This is a genomic window from Sphingomonas aracearum, assembly GCF_003345355.1.
GTDB lineage: Bacteria > Pseudomonadota > Alphaproteobacteria > Sphingomonadales > Sphingomonadaceae > Sphingomonas > Sphingomonas aracearum.
Genome location: NZ_QQNB01000005.1, coordinates 20,077 through 37,158 on the forward strand (window position 1 = coordinate 20,077; position 17,082 = coordinate 37,158).

Consider the following 17,082-nt stretch of genomic DNA (forward strand, 5'->3'; position numbering starts at 1 on the left):
TGCAATTTCGCAGGAAGGAGGGGGCTGATGGCCGCCAAGAACCGTAATTTCGCTGCTGGGCTCGCGGATGCGATCGAGAGCCCAGGCGATCAGCCGCGGTCGTCGCGACTTGGCATGGGCGTGCTGGCTGGGCGGGGGAACCGGTTGGCGGAATTGGCCACCGGAACATTGGTCAATCGAGCCGTCGAACTAATCGACCCGGCGCGATGCCGAATGTGGCACGGTCACAATCGCGATTACGCTGCTCTCTCCGAGGAGCGCTGCCGTGACCTGATCGACAGCCTCAAGGCGCAAGGCAAGCAGGAAGTTCCGGCGCTCGTCCGCCGTATACGCGACGACCCGGATCATGACTTCGAGGTGATCTCCGGAGCTCGCCGGCATTGGTCCGTGAGTTGGCTGCGCAGCCACAATTATCCTGATTTCCGGTTTCTCGTCGAGATTCGCGAGCTCACGGATGAAGAAGCGTTTCGGCTCTCGGATATCGAGAACCGGGCACGTGAGGACATCTCGGATTACGAGCGCGCACGCGACTACCTGCGCGCGCTGGACGCTTACTATGGCGGCAAGCAGCTCGAGATGGCAGAGCGGATCCACGTCTCGACGAGCTGGCTGAGCCGCTATCTCGACCTGGCGAGATTGCCGTCCGACATCACGGGTGCGTTCGCATCACCGCATGACCTCGGCATCAAGCACGTTACCCAAATCAAGCCGTTGCTGAAGCCCGAGGACCGGCGAGATCGGGTACTCTCCGAGGGTCGCCGCCTCGCGCAGGCGAGGGCAGATGGCGAGAGCGTGCCGCAAGCCCCTGCGGATGTCGTGAGATTACTGGCGCTTGCTGCTGACGCCCCCAAGAAGACAGGAACCCCCAAGAAGACAGGAAAGGCGCCGAGCGCCGTGACGGGGACGTCGGGGGCGGAAGTCATGCGCATCGACAAGCAGGGTCGGAAGGGCGTCACGATAACGCTGCTTCCGCGTGGTGGTGCTACTCGGTTCGAAGCAGAGGAAGCCCTTCGCGAGCTACTCGACCGCGTTTGGCCGGCGTCGCCGGACTAACCGCCCGAAGCTTGGTGCTCTAGTCGGTGGCCGTGCGGCTCCTCGAGCGGGATCGCCACCATCAGCACGGCCTCGTCGGGCGAGATATGCTCTTCGGGGCCGAGTGGATCCTCCACGAGCGCGCAGTCGATCGCGTGCTGAAGTTGCGCGCCTGCGGCCGATCCCTTGTGCTCGTCGATGATCGCGAGCGCCTTCCGCATGAGGCCGATCGCCAGGGCATGAGCCAGTCGTTGGTCGTCCATTTCGTCTCCCCGCCAAAGCCGGCGACGCGCCCGTTGCGGGGCGCGTCGTCACTTCGGAACCGGGTGTTGGAAACCTAGAGCAAGCTAGGCGCGAACGCCTTTAGCCGGGTGGCCTGGACATGCGCGTCCGCCACCCGGTCAAAAAGAGACCGGCTCTTGCTCTTCGAGGTTTCCACGCCCCGCCTGCGTCTCCGCAGGAGTGGTCAGCCTAGGTCATGATTGCCGTCTTGAAAAGCCGCGGCAGAGGCGCCGAGGAGGGCTGGTCGGGGCAGTCGTTGATCTTGGAACCCGCAACGGGACGTTGGTATCGAACCCGTCGAAAGGCCCTCCTGGCTTGGAACCTCCCGCCCTGGACATCTAGATTGCCGCTATGTCAATTCGACCTGAGAAGCGCTCAGGTCTTCTCCTGATCGATCGTGAGGGCTGCGCCGTAGCGAGCCTCGAACGCGGCCATCTCACGGTCGAATGCGGCGATCACGTGGGAAAGTGGCCCTGCAGGGTCAGGCGTCGGAAGCCGGCTCGTCGGTCGGCCACGTCGCGGCGGCTTGAGCCCGAGCTCCACCGCGACATCGGGCACGAGGTAGACGCGCCAGGCCCGCCGCCCGCTCACCTCGACCAGCAGCTCCAGCGCGGCAGCTCTCGCTAGCAGCTTCCCGGCCCCTGATAGCGTCAGTCCCAGTGCGTGCGCGGCGCTCTGGGGGCTGAGCAAGGGCCGCAGTTGTGCAAGCGCCAGCAACCTGGTGAGTGCCCCGGGACGGCGTTCCTGCACAATGGCCGCGACGCTGCGTGCACGATGTTGCTCAAGGGCGAGCAGTCGATCGAGGCCTTGTCGCTTGCCTCCGCCGCGGCGTCCAGCAAGCGTGCTGCGATCAGTTCGGGCGGGGCTCCGCCGAGCCTCAGCCGCTTGTCGCCGATAACGAGGCAGGGCAGGACCGATCGGGTGAAACCAATGCGCTGGAGGATCAGCGGGAGCTCGAGCCACGCAGCGATCGAGCGATCGGCGAGGGCGTGGCAGCGGGTAAGCTCGAAGGTTCGCAGGAGAAGGGGAAGGGGGGTCGTCCGACACCGATGCGGGCGTGAACGGAAGCCCATCAGTCCAGTGACGGCGGCCGTTGTCCCGGAAGCGTCCGGTCCACCCTGCATAGGAAGCGAACTCGTCAACGGTGGTCGAACGGCGCGGCCGATCGCATCGAGGCTCGGACTGACCAGGTAAGCGAGCGCCTCGCTGGTGATCAGAAACTCTACTGGTCCGATCTCGGTCTCGCCCGAGAAGCCGACGCTTTTGCGCTCCGAAACCCAATAGCCGCCGGTGCGCTCGAAATGGATACTTGGCGATGCCATCGTGCGAGGGTGGGCCGGCAGCAAAGACCGATCAAGCCGGGGGAACGATCCGGGCGTCGGCCCTCCGCGGTCGGTGTGCGTGGCGCTGGCACACGCTTTAGAGTTACCGGTGGTAGGTGGTGCGAACTCGACTGGCCTAGGTCCAGCTTGGTTTGTGCGATGCAATCAGGAATGCGGCCACGATGCACTTACGGCCTGGTTGATAAACCGGTAGTATCGCTTGGTTTAGCACTCTGCTAGGTTGATGCGTCATGAGCGCAGTTCGCGGCCATTTGCTGAACCGTCTCCTGCGGGACCTACCAAGCGGCTATTTGGTCGACACCGCCTGGTTGCGCGAGCGAGGCCTCTCGGCATCCTCGGTACGGGACTATGTGAAACGCGACTGGCTCGAGCGGGTCGGGCCACGTCTCTACCGGCGAGACTCGGCAAACGACACATCGCCGCTTCGCTGGGAGACGACGCTCCTATCGCTGATGAACTTGCTCAACGAGCCGCTGCACGTCGGCGGTCTGACCGCGCTCGAACTCGCGGGATACTGGCATTACGCGATTGTGGGACGGCGGCGACTGTGGATCTACAGCGATAGCCAGCGGACTCGGACTCTGCTCAACCGGCTCACGCTTGACGCCGACCCTGTTGTGCGCTCGCGCAAGCTGTTCAGCGAGCCCGAACTCGGTGTAGCCACGCGGGCGCTGGACCTCGTCACCGGATCGCTCGGCCCGGAGATGCTCGCGGGGGACAAGTCGCCCGTGTCGCACCTCCAGCTGCTCCGCGCCTCCAGCCTCGAGCGGGCGATCCTGGAAACGCTGGACGAGGTCCCCGGCACCGTAAGCTTCGACCATGCGGCCGAGCTGTTCGAGGGCCTGACGACGCTGCGGCCGCGCCTCGCCACTGCTCTCCTGCACGCATGCCGCAGCGTGAAGGCGAAGCGCCTGTTCCTCTACTTCGCCAGCCAGCACAGCTACGCTTGGGTACGTTCGGTCCGGCGCGAGGAGGTGGATATCGGATCAGGCAAGCGGCAGATCGTCATCGGTGGCCGGCTCGACCCGGACTACCTCATCACGGTTCCTCATGAGCGCGGCCCGGGGGCCAGGAGGCGCAAGCCATGACGGTCGAGCGATATGCGGCGCAGGTGGCCCTGCTCGTCCGAATGCTGCCCGAAATCGCCGAGGAGGAAAGCTTCGCGCTAAAGGGCGGCACCGCCATCAACCTGTTCATACGCGACCTGCCACGGTTGTCGGTCGATATCGACCTGACATACCTTCCTGTCGCCGAGCGCGCGGAGTCGCTGGCCGGGGTGACCTCCGCCCTAAACCGCATTGCCGACCGCGTGCGCGCGAGGACCGGCGCCGAGGTCCAGCAGCAGGGAGCGAAGGACGGCACGCGCCTCCTGGTTCGAAGCGGGGCGACTGCGGTCAAGATCGAGGCGAACCCTGTGCTTCGCGGAACGGTGTTCGAACCCGAGCTCCGCAGCGTCCGCGCGCCGGTCGAGGATCGCTTCGGCTATGCGGAGATCCAGGTGGTCTCGATCCCGGACCTTTATGCCGGCAAGATCGCGGCCGCGCTTGACCGGCAGCATCCCCGCGACCTGTTCGACATCCTCTACCTCCTCTCCAACGAGGGGATCACCGACGACCTGTTCACCGCCTTCCTGGTCTATCTCGTAAGCCATAATCGTCCGCCGCACGAACTCTTGGCGCCGCACCTGCTCGATCTGTCAGCGGCCTACCACGGTGAGTTTGCGGGAATGACGCTGGAGGAGGTCTCGCTCGAGCAGCTGCTCGGCGCGCGCGACACGCTGATCACGGAGATCAGCCATCGCAGCCGGCAGCCGCCGGCGCGCGGTTTCCTGCGGAGCTTCTACTCGGGCCAGCCGGAATGGACATTGCTCGGCCTCGACACGGATGTCGCAGCACTTCCGGCAGTGCGCTGGAAGCTTCTCAATCTGGCGAAGCTCGCGTCCGAGCAGCCGGCAAAGTTTAAGGATCAGGTAACGGCACTCGACGATTTCCTAGGGGCGTGAAGTGGAGAAATCTCTGAGCGCTGTGATCCGAGGCTGGAACAGCCTCGGTGTTTTCGACGGCGGTATAGGACCGAGGCGCTAAGTACGACACGATGTTTGCGCGGGAGGTCGACCGTTTGTCTTTCTATCTGCGCCCCCGATGAGCAGCGGTGTGGCTTGTGTTCACAAGCGGATCGCAAAATTTGCTCAGTTCAGGGATCAACACGCCTCGGTCCTGCCCGGAACCGGCCAGTGGTCGGCGGCATCGTTCTCGAGGGCGAGTTATAAGGCTGACCATGGCGCACCTGACCCAAATCGACCTGACCAACTGGGTCGCGCTCTACACGGCCACCGGCCTGTGCTGTGCGATCGCGATGGTCCTGTCAGTGTCAGTCGCCGGCATCCGCCTCTATCGCGAGCAGTCCTGGCAGGAGGTCCGCACCATTCGCGGCGCCGTGCTCTTCCTGCCGAAAACCTGGTGGCGCTGGCAGAAGCTCTACCTCTTGTCGACGCCGGTGACGCTGGCGATCGTCGTCTCGTTCGGGATGAGCCTGACCTGGAGCTGACCCGTCAGATGTCGAGCGCGCTAGCGAGCTGATCGCAGACGCGGTCGCCCTCGACGTCGCTGGGCTGGATCGTCAGCAGGGGACCGAGAAGCCGCATCCGGGGGTGCGTCGTCGTCTTCGAGGCCAGATACTCCTCGTCGCTGAACCCCATGGCCTCCACGACGAGCTGCTTGATCTCTCCCGTGACGCGCGAGCGCGCCTCGAGGAGGAAGTCCGGCCTGCAGGAGCCCTGAGAGGTGAGCCGGTCGAAGATGGGCTTCTCGATCGCGAGGTCGACGCCGGCCTTGTCCAGTTGGCGCCGCGCCTTGAAGAGCTCGCGCAGCACCGATCGCTCGAACTCGGAGTCGACCGGAATGAAGCGGTGCCCGGAGAAGATGGGCTGGGCGTAGGCGCGCAGCGGCGCATAGCCGTGAGCCTCGGGATATTCGCCGGCGACGATCATCACCAGGAACGGTCCCTTGATGAGGTTGCCGCGCACGGACGGCGACTGGACGCGGTTCGCCACCTGGATGGGCTCCGCGCCGGGAACGTCCACGATGTGACCGCGGATGTGCGGCGAGAACAGCACCAAGAAACCCTGCGGTGCGTGACCGCTCGGCCAGCTCTTCGCAAGCTGCCGCAGCATGGCATAGGCCCGCCGGCTGTGCAGGGCGTTGGCGTGTGTCCAGAACGCTCGGCCGAGCTGGATACCGGGAGCGATCTCGATCTTGGCAGCGGCTCGGCCGAGAGCCTCGAACTCGCGCTTGATCGAGGCGGGCTCAGGTTCGTGCTGCGAGGGAGGGATCCGGTTGGTGCCGGCAGCATCGATCAGCCGCCACAGGAGCCGCGCCAGACGCGGTACAGACGCGTGGCGGGTCCGATCGTCGCTGGCGGCCTCATCCGGCCTCTGAGCGAGCTTCTCCGGGGCAGGGCGCAACACCTCGAAGAAGCCTGACGGAGGGTCGGCCGGTGTCTCGCGCGAGCGGATCTCGGTGATGCGATGCGTCACCTGGTCGCGGAAGAAGGGGCACTCCTCGCGATGTTCGGGCCGCTTGGTGCTGGTGAGGCGCCGTAGATAGTAGGTTTCCGCCTCCGAGAGGAACGCCGGCGTCAGGATCGGCGGGGCATCCTCGGCCGCGCGGCAGTCGCATGCGATCCATTTCGCCCCGATGCGCGCGTTCTGGACGAGCGTGATGCCGGCTTCCTCGTCACCGCGGGATCCTTCGCCGACGTACCAGCGCACCAAAGCCTCCCGCAGGGGTGGGGGGAGGGGGATGCGACGTCCTCCGACGCCGGTCGTGTCGCGGTCGATGAGCCACATTTCGATCGGTCCAACGGCTCGATTTGAAGCCAGTCTCACCCAGGCCGGGGGGATTGACAACCGGGAATCCGTCGATCTCACTCGTCAGGAACGGGGTCGGGAGGACCAAATGCGAGCGTATTTTCTTGCCGGAGCGGCACTGATTTCGATGGTGCCGACCGTCGCGGCGGCGGGGGCGCAGCCCGCCCGATCCGTCCGGACTGTCCAGCTGATCAGCATGACGGGCGCGCCCTCGCTCGCACCGGAGGCGGCCCCAGAGGAACCTTCCGGACCGGCGCCGGCCGCTGCCCTTGCAGCCGTGCCGCCCGAGGCCGCGGCGCTCCCCGAGGCGTTCCGGGTCCACGATCTCAGCCGGCAGTGGGTCGCCTACCAAATGGCGAACAGCCTCGCGCCCCGACCGGCGGTGGCAGGGGCAGGGGCAGGGGCGGGCGCGATCGGGAACGAGGATCCCTTCGCTCCGATCGGGGTCGCACAGCCTGGCGTCCCGGCCTACGCCTCTGCCGTGAGCGTCGCGCCCGTCTCGGCCATCTCGGTTCCCTTGTGGATGCGTGGGGGCCAGGTGTTCGCCGCAGCGGCGAATTCCTACGTGCCAGGATGCGTCCCAACGGACTACCGGCCGAGCGGGCTACTGCGCCCCGATGGCGAGTTCCGGCGCCGCGTCTACTTCACCATAATGTCGAACGTCGCTTGCGAGTACGGCCTCCCTGTCGGCCTCTTCGACGCGATGATCATCCGGGAGAGCCGCTATAACGCCTCGATCTACTCGCCCAAGAACGCGTTCGGGTTGACCCAGCTGATGCCCGACACGGCCGCGGGGCTCGGCGTCAATCGCTACGACGTCGAGCAGAACCTCAGGGGCGGGGCGCGCTACCTGCGCCAGCAGCTCGATAGGTTCGGTCAGTATCACCTCGCGCTCGCCGCCTACAATGCGGGGCCGGGGAGAGTAAAGAACGGCCGTGTGCCGCGCATCACTGAGACGCAGGATTACGTGTCGAACATCCTGTTGAACTGGTCACGGCTCAGCGGCGTTGCGGGACGCCAAGACACAAGACGCCGCTATGATGTCGCTACCGCTGCACCTATGCAGCGACCACGTACCGCGAACGTGGCGGTGTTCTGAGGCTCAGCGTTCTTTACCGGTCAAACACGAAAGGATCCGCGTCCTTGGACATCCGTGACCGTCGCTCAATGATGTCGCCGATTTCCTGCACCATCCGATTTACGACGGCGCTCTGGAAGTAGATACCCCACTCTTGCCTGATCTCCGAGCCGTCCATCCCGTCGACCTCGCAGAGGGCGCCCACGAGGCGCTGAGGCAGGCCCTTCAAAAGCGTTGATAGCATGACGGCGAGATTGGCGAAGCGCTCGTCATTCGCGATCACCGGGTCTTGGATGAGCTCCGCCGCGATTATCGCTTGGACGGGGTCGATGTCGAGGGCGTGAAGCAGCGTGCGGAACTCGACCAATGTCATCGCGTGTCGCTTCGCCGCATCGCGGTGCAGGATGCGGCCTAGCCGCGCCCGATTGATCCGGGTCCTGAGTTCAAGCTGGCGAAGGCGCATCTGCTTGACCTCCAGCGCATGCTGGATCAGCCCGATGTACCCAGTCCCAATCTTTTGTCCGACGCAAGAGCCCTCGTCTGCCTCAGCAGCGCAGACCGGCTCTCGCATCCGTTCTGCGGATGCCATGCGACCCCCGATCGATTCGCTGAACGGTAGTCGGGGGCTCGGACTCGACGCAAGCGAAAAGAGAACAAAAAGGGACCACTATGGCTGCGCAACGGGTTGGACGTGCGCCGATCCTTGTCGGTGAGGAGCACCTTTGCGCAAACCCAAACCGTCGAGGATCTCCGCCGCTTTCTTATCGACGAGGTAATCGAACAGCGTCGCTGAAACGGCATCATCGAAGGTGGCGACGAAGCGAAGCTGAGTGCCAAGCCGCTCAGCGGCTTCGTCGAGGCAAATGGCGGCTGAGCGGCTCACCTGGACTTCGATATTCACTGGTCCGTTTGTTGGCACCGTCGCGAAATGCCCGCGGAGGGTGGTCGCATCGTGCTGCTCGAAGCCGCTTCGCGCTAGCTCCGCACGATCAGCGATGATTGACGTCAGGCACACGAATCTCCCCACCTCGTTTGAGCGTAAGCGTATCGCTTCGGTCATCAGGCGGAACAGGTGTGTCGACACGCTGAGCACGCGCGGTGTGTCGACCCCAGTCATCCACCCGTCCCCCAATAATGGCCATCATCACGCAAGCGGCACCAGCTGCCGTAAGCAACACCCCCGAATCACCTCCGGCGCTGCGGAAGCTATGCCTCGAATCCAAGTGCGGCAATGTCTCAAATTAGGGACAGGGAGACGCGGATTAGCGACCGCCCGTCGCGCTCGCGGCCGAGGACATCAGCAACTTGAGACGCCCGTCCCGTTGTTGAGCCGAAATCACGAGTGCAGTGCGGTAAAGTGAAGAACGTCTGTCGGAAGAAGCTGTTTCGTATTGCCCGCCCGATCGCGGCGATCTCACCTTTCAATCGGACGCGACGTTGGCGCGCCCTACTCGAAAGGAAAGTCGTCATGCATTACTCGCTCAGGCGGAGCGGTCACATGGAGATGGCGATCTTCGCCCTCGCCATGCTGGCGTTCGCGCTCTTCTATTTTGCCGGCCCGGCCTTCGCCGGCGCCGACACCACGTTCGATACCGCGCTTACGAAGTTCACGGACTTTCTCGAGGGGTCGGGCGGCAAGATCATCACCGTGCTGTCGCTCGCGGGCGGCATCGTGGCGCTGGCCTCGGGCCGCTTCTCCATGGGCCAGATCGCGATCCCGGTCGGCGTCGGCGTCGGTGCCGGGACCGGCATTCCGATCGTCACCTCGACGGTGACGGCGACGATCTGACGCATCCACGCGCGGTCAGGGTGGCAGCCCTGGTCGCGTCGCGGGGAGGGCGGCGCAATGGCAGCAGACAAGTACGCGATCCCATCTCATCTCGACGATCCTGAGTTGATCGGGCTGTGGACGTTGGATGAGTTCCTGGCGATGGTTCTGCCGTTCGTCTGGGGGATCATGACCCAGCACATCGTCATCGGCATCATCGCGGCGTTCGCGGGCTGGTGGGGATTGAAGAAAGCGAAAGCTGGTCGTGCCGCGTCTTGGCTGCTTCACCTGGCCTATTGGCATCTGCCGGCCGGTTTCACCGGCCTGAGAGCCACGCCGCCCTCATACCTTCGATTGATGGCGGGGTAACATGGATCTCTCGTACAGCCACGCGCAGAACCAGCGCGTCCTCAAGCAGCGCAACCTCCTGGTGGTTGTCGCGGCCGCGCTCGCCGGGCTGGCGGCGCTCCTCCTTACCCTCGGCATCTCACGCGACCGCGAGGTCGTGCTGCAACCAGTGTTGCAGTCGCCGGTGACGGTCAGCAGCGCAGGTGTCTCGCGCCAGTATCTCGAGATGATCACGCGCGACGTCGTCGTCCTGACGCTCGATCGCAGCCCGCAGAACCTCGAATACTGGATGAACCAGGTCCTCGCGATCACCTCGCCCCGCGCGCAAGGCAAGATCAAGGGCGACCTGCTGAAGATCGTCAACGAGCAGCGCGGGTCGTCCATCGCGCAGTTCTTCACGATCCAGTCGATGGCGATCGACCCCAAGAACCTCCGCTCCGAGGTGACGGGCGAGTTGCACACCATCGTCGGCAACAAGGTGATCTCGAACGAGCGCCGCACCTTCCGGTACGACTGGGAGTACGAGGGTCTGTCTCTCCGTCTCGTCGGCTTCGGAATGGTCCGCACGGGCAAGGAGCTAGACCAATGACCGCTATTTACGCCGTCGGCAGCGCGGCGGTTGGTACCGTCCTGATGTCCCGGATCAGCTGCATCCTGAGCAGAATGATCGGCGCCTGCCTGTTCACGCTCGCGATCCTCTTCTTCGCGCAGCCCGCCTGGGCCGATCAGACGATCATGGCGGCCGACAACGCACAGGTCGACTGCCAGGCGTCCGCGAAGGACCTGACGCGCATCAGCCTCGTCGAGGACGAGTTCGCGAGCGTGTCGAAGATCTCGACCGGCAACCCGCAGGACGACTTCTCGGTCGTCAACGAACCGGTGCGCGGCGACATCTACCTGAGCGTCCCCGAGGGCTACGGCCGGCAGGCGCTGTCGTTCTTCGGCACAACCAAGCGGGGCTACGTCTACAAGTTCATGTGCCGGATCTCGGGCGACGCGGCGGCGCAGGTGTTCGTGTCGAATCCGGCGATCGCCAAGGAGAAGGCTGCGGAAGCCGCTCCGCAGCAGGTTGCGGCCGGGCCGCAGGACGCGGCGGTCGAGCTGGTGCAGGCGATGTATTCGAACAGCGTCGCCGACGGCTACGAGATGCGCCAGCGCGCGCTCAAGCCGGTCTATGTCGGCAAGCTCAAGGTCCAGATGATCGCCGAATATCGCGGTCAGGACCTGACCGGGAAGGTGCTGCGCATCGAGAATACGGGCGACGCTCCGACCGAGCTCACCGAGCGCACGGTGGCTCCCGCCAGCGCGCTCGCCGTCTCCATCGCCGAGCCCAAGCTCGCCCCGGGGAAGGTCACGACGGCCTACCTCGTCTCCCAGAATGTGAGGTAAGCCATGGCCTTCGCCGACATTTTCAAGCGCTCCCGCAAGCCTCTCGACGAGCCGGAAGGGGAGGGGGTCTCTCCGGTTGGCGGTGAGCTCGCCGGCAACGAGGCGGTGCGGCGCAAGCAGCGCATGCTCCTCGCCGGCGTGGCCGGCGTCGGGCTGGTCGTCTCCTCCATGTGGATCTTCAGCGGCGACGACGGGAAGAAGGTCGCCGACACCGAGGGCGCGGAGAAGGTCGAGGTCTCGACCAAGGACATGGTCAACCGCAACCTGTCTCAGCAGGAGTGGATGGCGCTCTCCGAGAACCGCTTCCAGTCGACGGAAAACCAGCTGAAGTCGGTCAACGGCCAAACCGCGCGCGTGGACAACCTCGCCGCGCAGATCGAGGCGCTGAAGGGCCAGAACCAGGCGATGCAGGCGGACGGGCAGCGCGTCCTCTCGGCCTACCAGGCGGAGAACGAGCAGCTCCGCAAGCAGATCAACGATCGTCCCGCGGCCGTGGCGCCTGCCCCCGGGCCTGCCGCGATGTACGGCCCCCGGGGTCCGCAGGCCTATCAGCGGCCGGACGGGTCGGGTGCCGGGGGCGATGGCGCGGCGCCGGTCGGCCGCCCGGCCGAGGTCAAGATGGTCAGCTTCTCGACCACCGACACCGGCACCGCGTCGAAGGTCGCCAAGGGCAACACGGTCTATACCGACAGCCCGAATTACCTGCCGCCCAACAGCTTCGCCTCGGCGACAAGGCTTACGCCTTCGAGGAGCTTGTCGCGGAGATCGGTGCTGGCCTCGCATGCGCCGAGATCGGGCTCCCCAACGAGCTTCACGACAATCACGCCAGCTACGTCGCGCACTGGCTCGGCATCCTCCGGGCCGACAAGACCGCCATCATCCACGCGGCCTCGAAGGCGGAACAGGCCTACAACTATCTCCGCGCCTTCGGCGAGCCTGCCGCGATCGTGACCGACGAGGCCGAAGACCTCGAGGTGCCGGCTCTTCTGGAGGCGGCATGATGGACACGATCGAGATCCAGCGGCTCGCGTGTCTGTCGACCGCCCACCTTTCCGCCGATGTCGCCCGCCAGCTGGACGCCGTGGTTGCCGGCATCGTGCCGATCGCCGGAGGCGACGCGACCTGGCACAGCCTCATCGTCGCCGAGCGCTGGCGCGACTATGGCTGGTGGATCTTGGTCGGGTCGGACGGCCGCGACCGGATGCCCGACACCCTGCGCGCCTGCCTCGATGCGGCCGAGGCCGCGGGCGCCGATTGGCTGCAACTCGACCGGGACTGCGAGCCCATCGCCGCGCTCCCGACGCACGACTGGTAATCCGATCCTGCAGGAGACCCGACATGGGATGGTTATACATGCCGCGTTGCTCGATGGCCGGGCACGCCTCGCCGACGGCCTATCTCGACGACCAGTTCACCTACACCCGCGACCAGGACGACGGCTCGACCCAGGGGCTGAAGGTGATTGCCTCGTCCTGCCCAGGCAACCGCGTCTACTACGCCGCTGCGCAGGTCCTCGCGAACGGCATCGGCGGAGAAATCTTCGCGATCGTCTGCCTTGTCCGCTGGAACCTCAACGACAAGGAGGGGATGATCTTCGGCTACAATGACATGGACGAGACGATGGGTCCGAACGAGGCATCGTGCCCCGAGGCGATCCTCAAGCTGCTCACACCGACCCAGAACGAACATGCTCTCGACTGGCGCAAACGCTGCCTCGCCAACCTGCAGCGCCGGTCGCGCAAGCTCCAGGATGGGGACCGGATCAAGCTGGCCTCGCCGATGAAGTTCACCGACGGCCATGAGGGCGACGAGTTCATCGTCGAGAAGCGCGGCCGCCGGGTCGTGCTCCGCGATCCGACGAGCCGTCTTGGCTATCGCATCAGCGGCTTCATGGAACGCGCGTGGACCGTCGTGCCCCAGACCAAGGTCCACAAGACGATCTTCGCCTGACGCTCACCATCTGCGACAACCCCCGGCTATGAGACCCGCCATGACCCAGCTCGCTTCGCTACCGATCTTCTCGACCAAGCGCCTGCTGCTCTGCAGCCGCGAGAACGCCGCTCGCGTCGCCGCGCAGATCTTCGATCAGAACCGCCGTGCCTGCGTCGTGCGGACCGGCCATCCGCTCCAGCCCTATCGCGCCGTCGAGGTGCCGACCCGGAGCGACGAGGTGGAGATGGTCCTGTGCGCCTGACCCCGCTTCTCCTGCTTGGGATGCTGGCGTCGTGCGGCGCAGCGGACAGCCGCGGTGCGGCCCGTGGCGATGCCGACCAGCGGGCGCCCCGGTTCGAGGCCGAAGCGCGGGCGCTGGATGGCGACACGGTGAGCGTCGACTTCCGCCTGCTCGGGGTCGATGCTTTCGAGCGCAAGCAGCTCTGCCAGCGCGACGGCGCGTGCTGGGCGTGCGGGAAAGCCGCGCAGGACCTTGCCGCCCGGCAGGTCCGCAACGCCTCGGCCGCGTTCACACTGACCCCCGACGAGACCTACGGGCGCCCCGTCGCCACCGTCACGGTCGACGGCAAAGATCTTGGCGAGTCCATGATCCGCGCCGGTCTGGCAATCCCCGCGTTGAAGTACCTCCGCCACGACCCCGAGCGGGCCTCATCCTATGCGGCCGCCTACGATGCGGCCGAGCGCGGCCATGTCGGTGTCCATGCCGGAACCTGGCTCGATCCCGCGAAGTGGCGGCGCGGCGAACGACTGGAGTGCGAGCGATGACTCTCGCCGACATCCTCAGCCAGATCAGGCACGGCGCCCGGGCGCGCCGTCGCGCTTGGCTTAGCGGCGCATTGTTCGAACCGCCGCTCTTCCGATCCGGAGGAAGGCTGGTAAGACCTGCATCAAAGGGGGAAGCGATGCGGGCATTTGTAACGGGGTTGATGATTTGCGCGGTTTCAGTTGGGACCGCTGCGGCGCGGGACCGGAAGCCGAGCAAAGAAGAGCGACGTGTAGAGCAGCTTCGAATCTCCTTAGAAAGCAAGTCGCCAGCGGCTTACTGCGAGGCCGCTCTGACGTTCCGGCCCAACGGGTTCTATCCCTATTGCTCGCCTATCACCTATCCACAAACCCAACACTCGTTCACGCTCAACGCTGGCGTTCAGGCGCAGAAGAGCGTTCTTGTCGAGATGCGCCAAGAGGGAGACCGCTCGATCTCCGCCAAGGCAACGTTCGTCGAAAAGGCACTGATCGATGAGAGTAAGGCGACCAACGGCGAAGGGTGTCTAGGACAAAGCCCAGCTGCCTGTATCTCCTATCTAGCTGCAAACCTTTTCATGACGACCGCGGCCGACATTCCGTTTTACGATTGGAGCAGCCAAGCGAGCTTCGATCCGGAGAAAACCCGGCGCCGGAACCTCACTCTTCAGATCGTTCTTCCGCATACGGATTCTCGATCATACGTGAAGGATTTCGGGTTTAGAGACACGTCACCACCTCTGGATGTTGTGGGGATCAGCGCGTCGGTCGTCGAAGACAAGGTCGAGTCAATCTCGTTTTCGGGTCGTTTTCCGATCCTGTCCGACAACCCTGCCGATTACCAAGGCTCCGGCTTTGCAAACTTTATGGCGACGGTGCTGCCATCATGCCGATCGGCCGATGAAGGCGAGTTCTACCGTGCCTTTTGGGTAGCTCTTGTCAAACCGAGGGAGTTTGCCACGAACAGCGGAAAGTGGCGCTTCACTGACAACGGAGTGAGCAAGTCATATTCCAGCTCGGCCTACGGAAACCTGTGCGGTCTGAAGGTTTCCTCCTTCAGTTCTACCGGGCGGACGATTACCGACACCGGGCAGGATTTGTCGGGATCGTCGCAGGAAGTGACCTTCCGTCTCCCCAATAAGCAGTAGGTTCGAATGAGACTTCTCGTCATTGCGGCGCTGGCAGTTGCCGGTTGTCAGGCGGCCTCCGACGATTCCCAAAAGAACGCTGTTGAACAGGCACCCAAACGTCCTTGGAGGAAGCTCCCTGATGGGAGCTGGGGATGGCTGGAGGCGTCGCCGAGCGAGAAGTTTGCCAATGAACAGGCTGAGCGATGCTGGCCCAGCAAAGGCCGGTGGGATTGCCTAAGCGCGTCGACCCTAGTCCAGGTCGGCGACATCGAGCCCCCTACGGTCTTTGCCAGTCGGTACATCAAAGCCCGCTATACCGATCCGGCGATCGGGATCGGTGATGATGCCGTTCGAGGCGGCTACTCGTGTCAATTCATCAATGGGAAAATGATCCGGGAAAGCATTTTCCAGAATGGCGAGGGCGGCGCATCTCACTCCCTTCAGACCAATGACGTTTTAGTCGGACAGCAGAGCGGCGGGGCGGTCTGGTCGCCTGACTTCGTGGTCCGTTATATGAGGGAGAACAAAATCGAGCCCACCCTTCGCTACGTCGACTGTCTCCACGTTACGACGATGGTCGTCGAGAACAGCCTGGCGACGATCAACACGACCTCCCTCGCATATGGCATGATGACGGGCCGTGACGATGCGATGCTCTATGACATGGATGGGCGCAAGGAAGAGCCCTAGGCGTCACGTCGTTCTGCGGCTGCCTACAAGTCCTTGCCTAAGTTAGTCACCGCCTGGTCACGGTTGCTTTGGTTCTGCTTGGCCGCCGCCTCGAAATCACTTTTGTCCATATAACTGAGCGTAGTGGATCCGCGTAGATTTCCTTGGCGACCACACAAGCCGACCGTGAGGAAGGCGAAGCGTACTCGATTGATGATCTGCACCTTACCATCGGTGTAGCCAGCCGCCATGCTGTCCACCGGCACATTATACCGCTCCTTGCTCAATGACGCGAGGTTCGCACGTGCAATCATCACATCGATCTGAGAGTCATCGATATTCGGTGTCGGATCATAATTCCGCTGATACTTCGTCTGCAAGAGCTGGTCATAATAGCGGAACGCTTGCACCCCGCCCTGAATACAGCCCGGCGTTCCGAATTCATAGGGTTCAGGCGAAATATTTACCGCAAACAGCTTCTCGTTGCGGAAGGTGAAGCTAAGCCTGCTCTTTTTACCGGCCACCTCAAACTTGGAATACATCCCGTGGCTAACATCGACCTCAACGCGGTCCTTCTTCTGCTTGATCTTGGCGCCGCTGACACCTGGGATTTTGGCGGCCACCTCAACCACCTGCTGCGGCGTCATCCCGGACTCGAAGTCGCCCCAGAGCTTCGTTCCAGCGATCGCTGGCGTCGAAAAGCTGATGGTCGCCAGGACGACGACAAGACTGTGTTTCATGCTACCCCCAATTCTCTGACCCTCGGCATAGCAGCATGAAGTTGGCTCGTCAGGCGGAAAGGGCTTGGACAGAATGCCCGCTGCGCAGTAGCCGGCAACACGTCTTCACCGCCCCACATCACCGAACAGAACCGAAGACCTGCCGGCGCTCGAGGCGCAGGTCACTCCGCCAGCGTCGGATCCATCCACCACGACGGACCCTGCCTGAAATCGTCCGACACGACCCCGACCGGGCCGTCCGGCTCGGCCGACACGTAAGGATCCGTGGTTGGCATCTGCCGCACCTTGGCGCGCATCAGCTTGCCGGCGACAATGCCTCGCGCCTCCAGCAGGTCCTCGAGCCACATGAGATCGTCCAGCATCGCGACCACCCCGCGGCCCGCGAGGCAGTAGTAGATGCACCGCTGGTAATCGTCGGTCCCGTCGTTGCTGAGGATGCTCGCCAGGCGCGGCTTGCCGTCGGGATCGCCCTCATGCACCCAGACGGCCGCCTCCCGCAGCTCGCGCACCGAATAATAGGCGTCCTCCACCGGCTTACCGATCGACGCACCCGCGATCATCCGCTGCGTCGGCGTCAGATGCTCGTCGCACGACGCATCGCGCAGCGTCACGTCGAGATCGAAGCGGTCGTGGAAACGCGTAGCCTTCAACTTACCCATGGCGGATCTCCTGGCGCGCAGAACATAACGTGAACACCTCCGACCGTCAAGCGATCCGACAGAGGAGAGGGGGGAGGGCGGC

22 protein-coding genes and 2 pseudogenes are annotated in these 17,082 nt (G+C 64.2%); 17 read left to right on the plus strand and 7 right to left on the minus strand.

Features of this window, described 5'->3' with window-relative positions; translation table 11 throughout:
• The first annotated feature begins 27 nt into the window (after positions 1–27).
• Entirely contained in the window at positions 28–1,053 is a 1,026-nt protein-coding gene (locus DVW87_RS16435; protein ID WP_114688903.1) for a ParB/RepB/Spo0J family partition protein, read from the plus strand.
• On the opposite strand, the gene DVW87_RS16440 is transcribed toward DVW87_RS16435, so the two are convergent.
• Complete coding sequence (locus DVW87_RS16440) at positions 1,050–1,295, minus strand: hypothetical protein (protein ID WP_114688904.1); 246 nt, start codon at positions 1,293–1,295, stop codon at positions 1,050–1,052. The two genes, DVW87_RS16435 and DVW87_RS16440, sit on opposite strands and share 4 nt — an antisense overlap.
• 394 nt (positions 1,296–1,689) lie before the next feature.
• Complete coding sequence (locus DVW87_RS17865; protein WP_147276294.1) at positions 1,690–2,031, minus strand: hypothetical protein; 342 nt, start codon at positions 2,029–2,031, stop codon at positions 1,690–1,692.
• A gap of 856 nt (positions 2,032–2,887) precedes the next feature.
• Here DVW87_RS17865 and DVW87_RS16450 point away from each other — a divergent pair.
• The 3 genes from DVW87_RS16450 (at position 2,888) to DVW87_RS16460 (ending at position 5,204) form a co-directional block, all read left to right on the plus strand.
• On the plus strand, positions 2,888–3,745 hold the full coding sequence (locus DVW87_RS16450; RefSeq protein WP_114688906.1) for a type IV toxin-antitoxin system AbiEi family antitoxin domain-containing protein: 858 nt from the start codon (positions 2,888–2,890) through the stop codon (positions 3,743–3,745).
• A 23-nt stretch (positions 3,746–3,768) separates the two neighbouring features.
• Positions 3,769–4,659, plus strand: coding sequence for a nucleotidyl transferase AbiEii/AbiGii toxin family protein (locus DVW87_RS16455; RefSeq protein ID WP_338056396.1), 891 nt, complete (start codon positions 3,769–3,771; stop codon positions 4,657–4,659).
• Between the two features lie 275 nt (positions 4,660–4,934).
• Positions 4,935–5,204, plus strand: coding sequence for a hypothetical protein (locus DVW87_RS16460; RefSeq protein ID WP_114688908.1), 270 nt, complete (start codon positions 4,935–4,937; stop codon positions 5,202–5,204).
• A gap of 4 nt (positions 5,205–5,208) precedes the next feature.
• On the opposite strand, the gene DVW87_RS16465 is transcribed toward DVW87_RS16460, so the two are convergent.
• The gene (locus tag DVW87_RS16465; RefSeq protein WP_114688909.1) at positions 5,209–6,504 is read right to left on the minus strand and encodes a hypothetical protein; all 1,296 of its coding nucleotides are present in this window, start codon (positions 6,502–6,504) and stop codon (positions 5,209–5,211) included.
• Here DVW87_RS16465 and DVW87_RS16470 point away from each other — a divergent pair.
• Positions 6,494–7,624: a lytic transglycosylase domain-containing protein gene (locus DVW87_RS16470; RefSeq protein WP_239017971.1), complete on the plus strand. Its 1,131-nt coding sequence runs from the start codon at positions 6,494–6,496 to the stop codon at positions 7,622–7,624. The two genes, DVW87_RS16465 and DVW87_RS16470, sit on opposite strands and share 11 nt — an antisense overlap.
• A 13-nt stretch (positions 7,625–7,637) precedes the next feature.
• Here DVW87_RS16470 and DVW87_RS16475 read toward each other — a convergent pair whose 3' ends face one another.
• Both DVW87_RS16475 and DVW87_RS16480 read right to left on the minus strand, forming a co-directional pair.
• A complete protein-coding gene (locus DVW87_RS16475) occupies positions 7,638–8,192 on the minus strand; it encodes an XRE family transcriptional regulator (RefSeq protein WP_239017972.1) in 555 nt (184 codons plus the stop codon).
• Positions 8,193–8,270: 78 nt separating this feature from the next.
• Positions 8,271–8,720 (minus strand): hypothetical protein, encoded by a 450-nt coding sequence (locus DVW87_RS16480; RefSeq protein ID WP_114688911.1) that lies wholly within the window; start codon positions 8,718–8,720, stop codon positions 8,271–8,273.
• Between the two features lie 351 nt (positions 8,721–9,071).
• On the opposite strand from DVW87_RS16480, the gene DVW87_RS16485 reads away from it, so the two are divergent.
• The 12 genes and pseudogenes from DVW87_RS16485 to DVW87_RS16540 all read left to right on the plus strand — a co-directional run bounded on the left by DVW87_RS16485 (position 9,072) and on the right by DVW87_RS16540 (position 15,622).
• A complete protein-coding gene (locus DVW87_RS16485; RefSeq protein WP_114688912.1) occupies positions 9,072–9,392 on the plus strand; it encodes a TrbC/VirB2 family protein in 321 nt (106 codons plus the stop codon).
• A gap of 57 nt (positions 9,393–9,449) precedes the next feature.
• Positions 9,450–9,740, plus strand: a complete 291-nt coding sequence (traL, locus tag DVW87_RS16490; protein ID WP_064311467.1) for a type IV conjugative transfer system protein TraL — start codon at positions 9,450–9,452, stop codon at positions 9,738–9,740.
• A gap of 1 nt (position 9,741) precedes the next feature.
• Entirely contained in the window at positions 9,742–10,308 is a 567-nt protein-coding gene (locus DVW87_RS16495) for a type IV conjugative transfer system protein TraE (protein WP_114688913.1), read from the plus strand.
• Positions 10,305–11,108: a type-F conjugative transfer system secretin TraK gene (locus DVW87_RS16500; protein ID WP_114688914.1), complete on the plus strand. Its 804-nt coding sequence runs from the start codon at positions 10,305–10,307 to the stop codon at positions 11,106–11,108. Before DVW87_RS16495 ends, DVW87_RS16500 begins: the two co-directional genes overlap by 4 nt.
• A 3-nt stretch (positions 11,109–11,111) precedes the next feature.
• Positions 11,112–11,837 (plus strand): annotated as a pseudogene (locus DVW87_RS16505) (conjugal transfer protein TraB); the annotation flags it as partial.
• Positions 11,828–12,109: pseudogene (locus tag DVW87_RS16510) on the plus strand (zincin-like metallopeptidase domain-containing protein); the annotation flags it as partial. The pseudogenes DVW87_RS16505 and DVW87_RS16510, both read left to right, overlap by 10 nt.
• Positions 12,106–12,423: a DUF5983 family protein gene (locus DVW87_RS16515; protein WP_232318411.1), complete on the plus strand. Its 318-nt coding sequence runs from the start codon at positions 12,106–12,108 to the stop codon at positions 12,421–12,423. The pseudogene DVW87_RS16510 and the gene DVW87_RS16515, both read left to right, overlap by 4 nt.
• A 23-nt stretch (positions 12,424–12,446) precedes the next feature.
• Positions 12,447–13,058 carry a DUF6927 domain-containing protein gene (locus tag DVW87_RS16520; RefSeq protein WP_114688915.1) on the plus strand — a complete coding sequence of 204 codons (612 nt, stop codon included), beginning with the start codon at positions 12,447–12,449 and terminating at the stop codon, positions 13,056–13,058.
• 40 nt (positions 13,059–13,098) lie between these two features.
• Positions 13,099–13,302, plus strand: coding sequence for a hypothetical protein (locus DVW87_RS16525; RefSeq protein ID WP_064311170.1), 204 nt, complete (start codon positions 13,099–13,101; stop codon positions 13,300–13,302).
• Positions 13,293–13,826, plus strand: coding sequence for a thermonuclease family protein (locus tag DVW87_RS16530; RefSeq protein WP_239017973.1), 534 nt, complete (start codon positions 13,293–13,295; stop codon positions 13,824–13,826). Before DVW87_RS16525 ends, DVW87_RS16530 begins: the two co-directional genes overlap by 10 nt.
• Positions 13,823–14,950, plus strand: a complete 1,128-nt coding sequence (locus DVW87_RS17870; protein ID WP_147276295.1) for a hypothetical protein — start codon at positions 13,823–13,825, stop codon at positions 14,948–14,950. Before DVW87_RS16530 ends, DVW87_RS17870 begins: the two co-directional genes overlap by 4 nt.
• A 6-nt stretch (positions 14,951–14,956) precedes the next feature.
• Positions 14,957–15,622, plus strand: coding sequence for a hypothetical protein (locus DVW87_RS16540; protein ID WP_064311168.1), 666 nt, complete (start codon positions 14,957–14,959; stop codon positions 15,620–15,622).
• A gap of 23 nt (positions 15,623–15,645) precedes the next feature.
• Here the strand turns inward: DVW87_RS16540 and DVW87_RS16545 are convergent, their stop codons facing one another.
• Positions 15,646–16,341, minus strand: coding sequence for a hypothetical protein (locus DVW87_RS16545; protein WP_114688918.1), 696 nt, complete (start codon positions 16,339–16,341; stop codon positions 15,646–15,648).
• Between the two features lie 161 nt (positions 16,342–16,502).
• Positions 16,503–17,000 (minus strand): hypothetical protein, encoded by a 498-nt coding sequence (locus tag DVW87_RS16550; protein ID WP_064311166.1) that lies wholly within the window; start codon positions 16,998–17,000, stop codon positions 16,503–16,505.
• Between the last annotated feature and the right edge of the window lie 82 nt (positions 17,001–17,082).

Bases quoted from the DNA above. Each gene is read 5' to 3' on its own strand.
- DVW87_RS16500 (WP_114688914.1), top strand. From the start codon at position 10,305: ATGACCGCTATTTACGCCGTCGGCAGCGCGGCGGTTGGTACCGTCCTG.
- DVW87_RS16475 (WP_239017972.1), bottom strand. From the start codon at position 8,192: ATGGCATCCGCAGAACGGATGCGAGAGCCGGTCTGCGCTGCTGAGGCA.
- DVW87_RS16450 (WP_114688906.1), top strand. From the start codon at position 2,888: ATGAGCGCAGTTCGCGGCCATTTGCTGAACCGTCTCCTGCGGGACCTA.
- DVW87_RS16515 (WP_232318411.1), top strand. From the start codon at position 12,106: ATGATGGACACGATCGAGATCCAGCGGCTCGCGTGTCTGTCGACCGCC.
- DVW87_RS16460 (WP_114688908.1), top strand. From the start codon at position 4,935: ATGGCGCACCTGACCCAAATCGACCTGACCAACTGGGTCGCGCTCTAC.
- DVW87_RS16485 (WP_114688912.1), top strand. From the start codon at position 9,072: ATGCATTACTCGCTCAGGCGGAGCGGTCACATGGAGATGGCGATCTTC.
- DVW87_RS16525 (WP_064311170.1), top strand. From the start codon at position 13,099: ATGACCCAGCTCGCTTCGCTACCGATCTTCTCGACCAAGCGCCTGCTG.
- DVW87_RS16550 (WP_064311166.1), bottom strand. From the start codon at position 17,000: ATGGGTAAGTTGAAGGCTACGCGTTTCCACGACCGCTTCGATCTCGAC.
- DVW87_RS16540 (WP_064311168.1), top strand. From the start codon at position 14,957: ATGAGACTTCTCGTCATTGCGGCGCTGGCAGTTGCCGGTTGTCAGGCG.
- DVW87_RS16465 (WP_114688909.1), bottom strand. From the start codon at position 6,504: ATGTGGCTCATCGACCGCGACACGACCGGCGTCGGAGGACGTCGCATC.
- DVW87_RS16520 (WP_114688915.1), top strand. From the start codon at position 12,447: ATGGGATGGTTATACATGCCGCGTTGCTCGATGGCCGGGCACGCCTCG.
- traL (WP_064311467.1), top strand. From the start codon at position 9,450: ATGGCAGCAGACAAGTACGCGATCCCATCTCATCTCGACGATCCTGAG.
- DVW87_RS16435 (WP_114688903.1), top strand. From the start codon at position 28: ATGGCCGCCAAGAACCGTAATTTCGCTGCTGGGCTCGCGGATGCGATC.
- DVW87_RS16545 (WP_114688918.1), bottom strand. From the start codon at position 16,341: ATGAAACACAGTCTTGTCGTCGTCCTGGCGACCATCAGCTTTTCGACG.
- DVW87_RS16495 (WP_114688913.1), top strand. From the start codon at position 9,742: ATGGATCTCTCGTACAGCCACGCGCAGAACCAGCGCGTCCTCAAGCAG.
- DVW87_RS16470 (WP_239017971.1), top strand. From the start codon at position 6,494: ATGAGCCACATTTCGATCGGTCCAACGGCTCGATTTGAAGCCAGTCTC.
- DVW87_RS16480 (WP_114688911.1), bottom strand. From the start codon at position 8,720: ATGACTGGGGTCGACACACCGCGCGTGCTCAGCGTGTCGACACACCTG.
- DVW87_RS16440 (WP_114688904.1), bottom strand. From the start codon at position 1,295: ATGGACGACCAACGACTGGCTCATGCCCTGGCGATCGGCCTCATGCGG.
- DVW87_RS17870 (WP_147276295.1), top strand. From the start codon at position 13,823: ATGACTCTCGCCGACATCCTCAGCCAGATCAGGCACGGCGCCCGGGCG.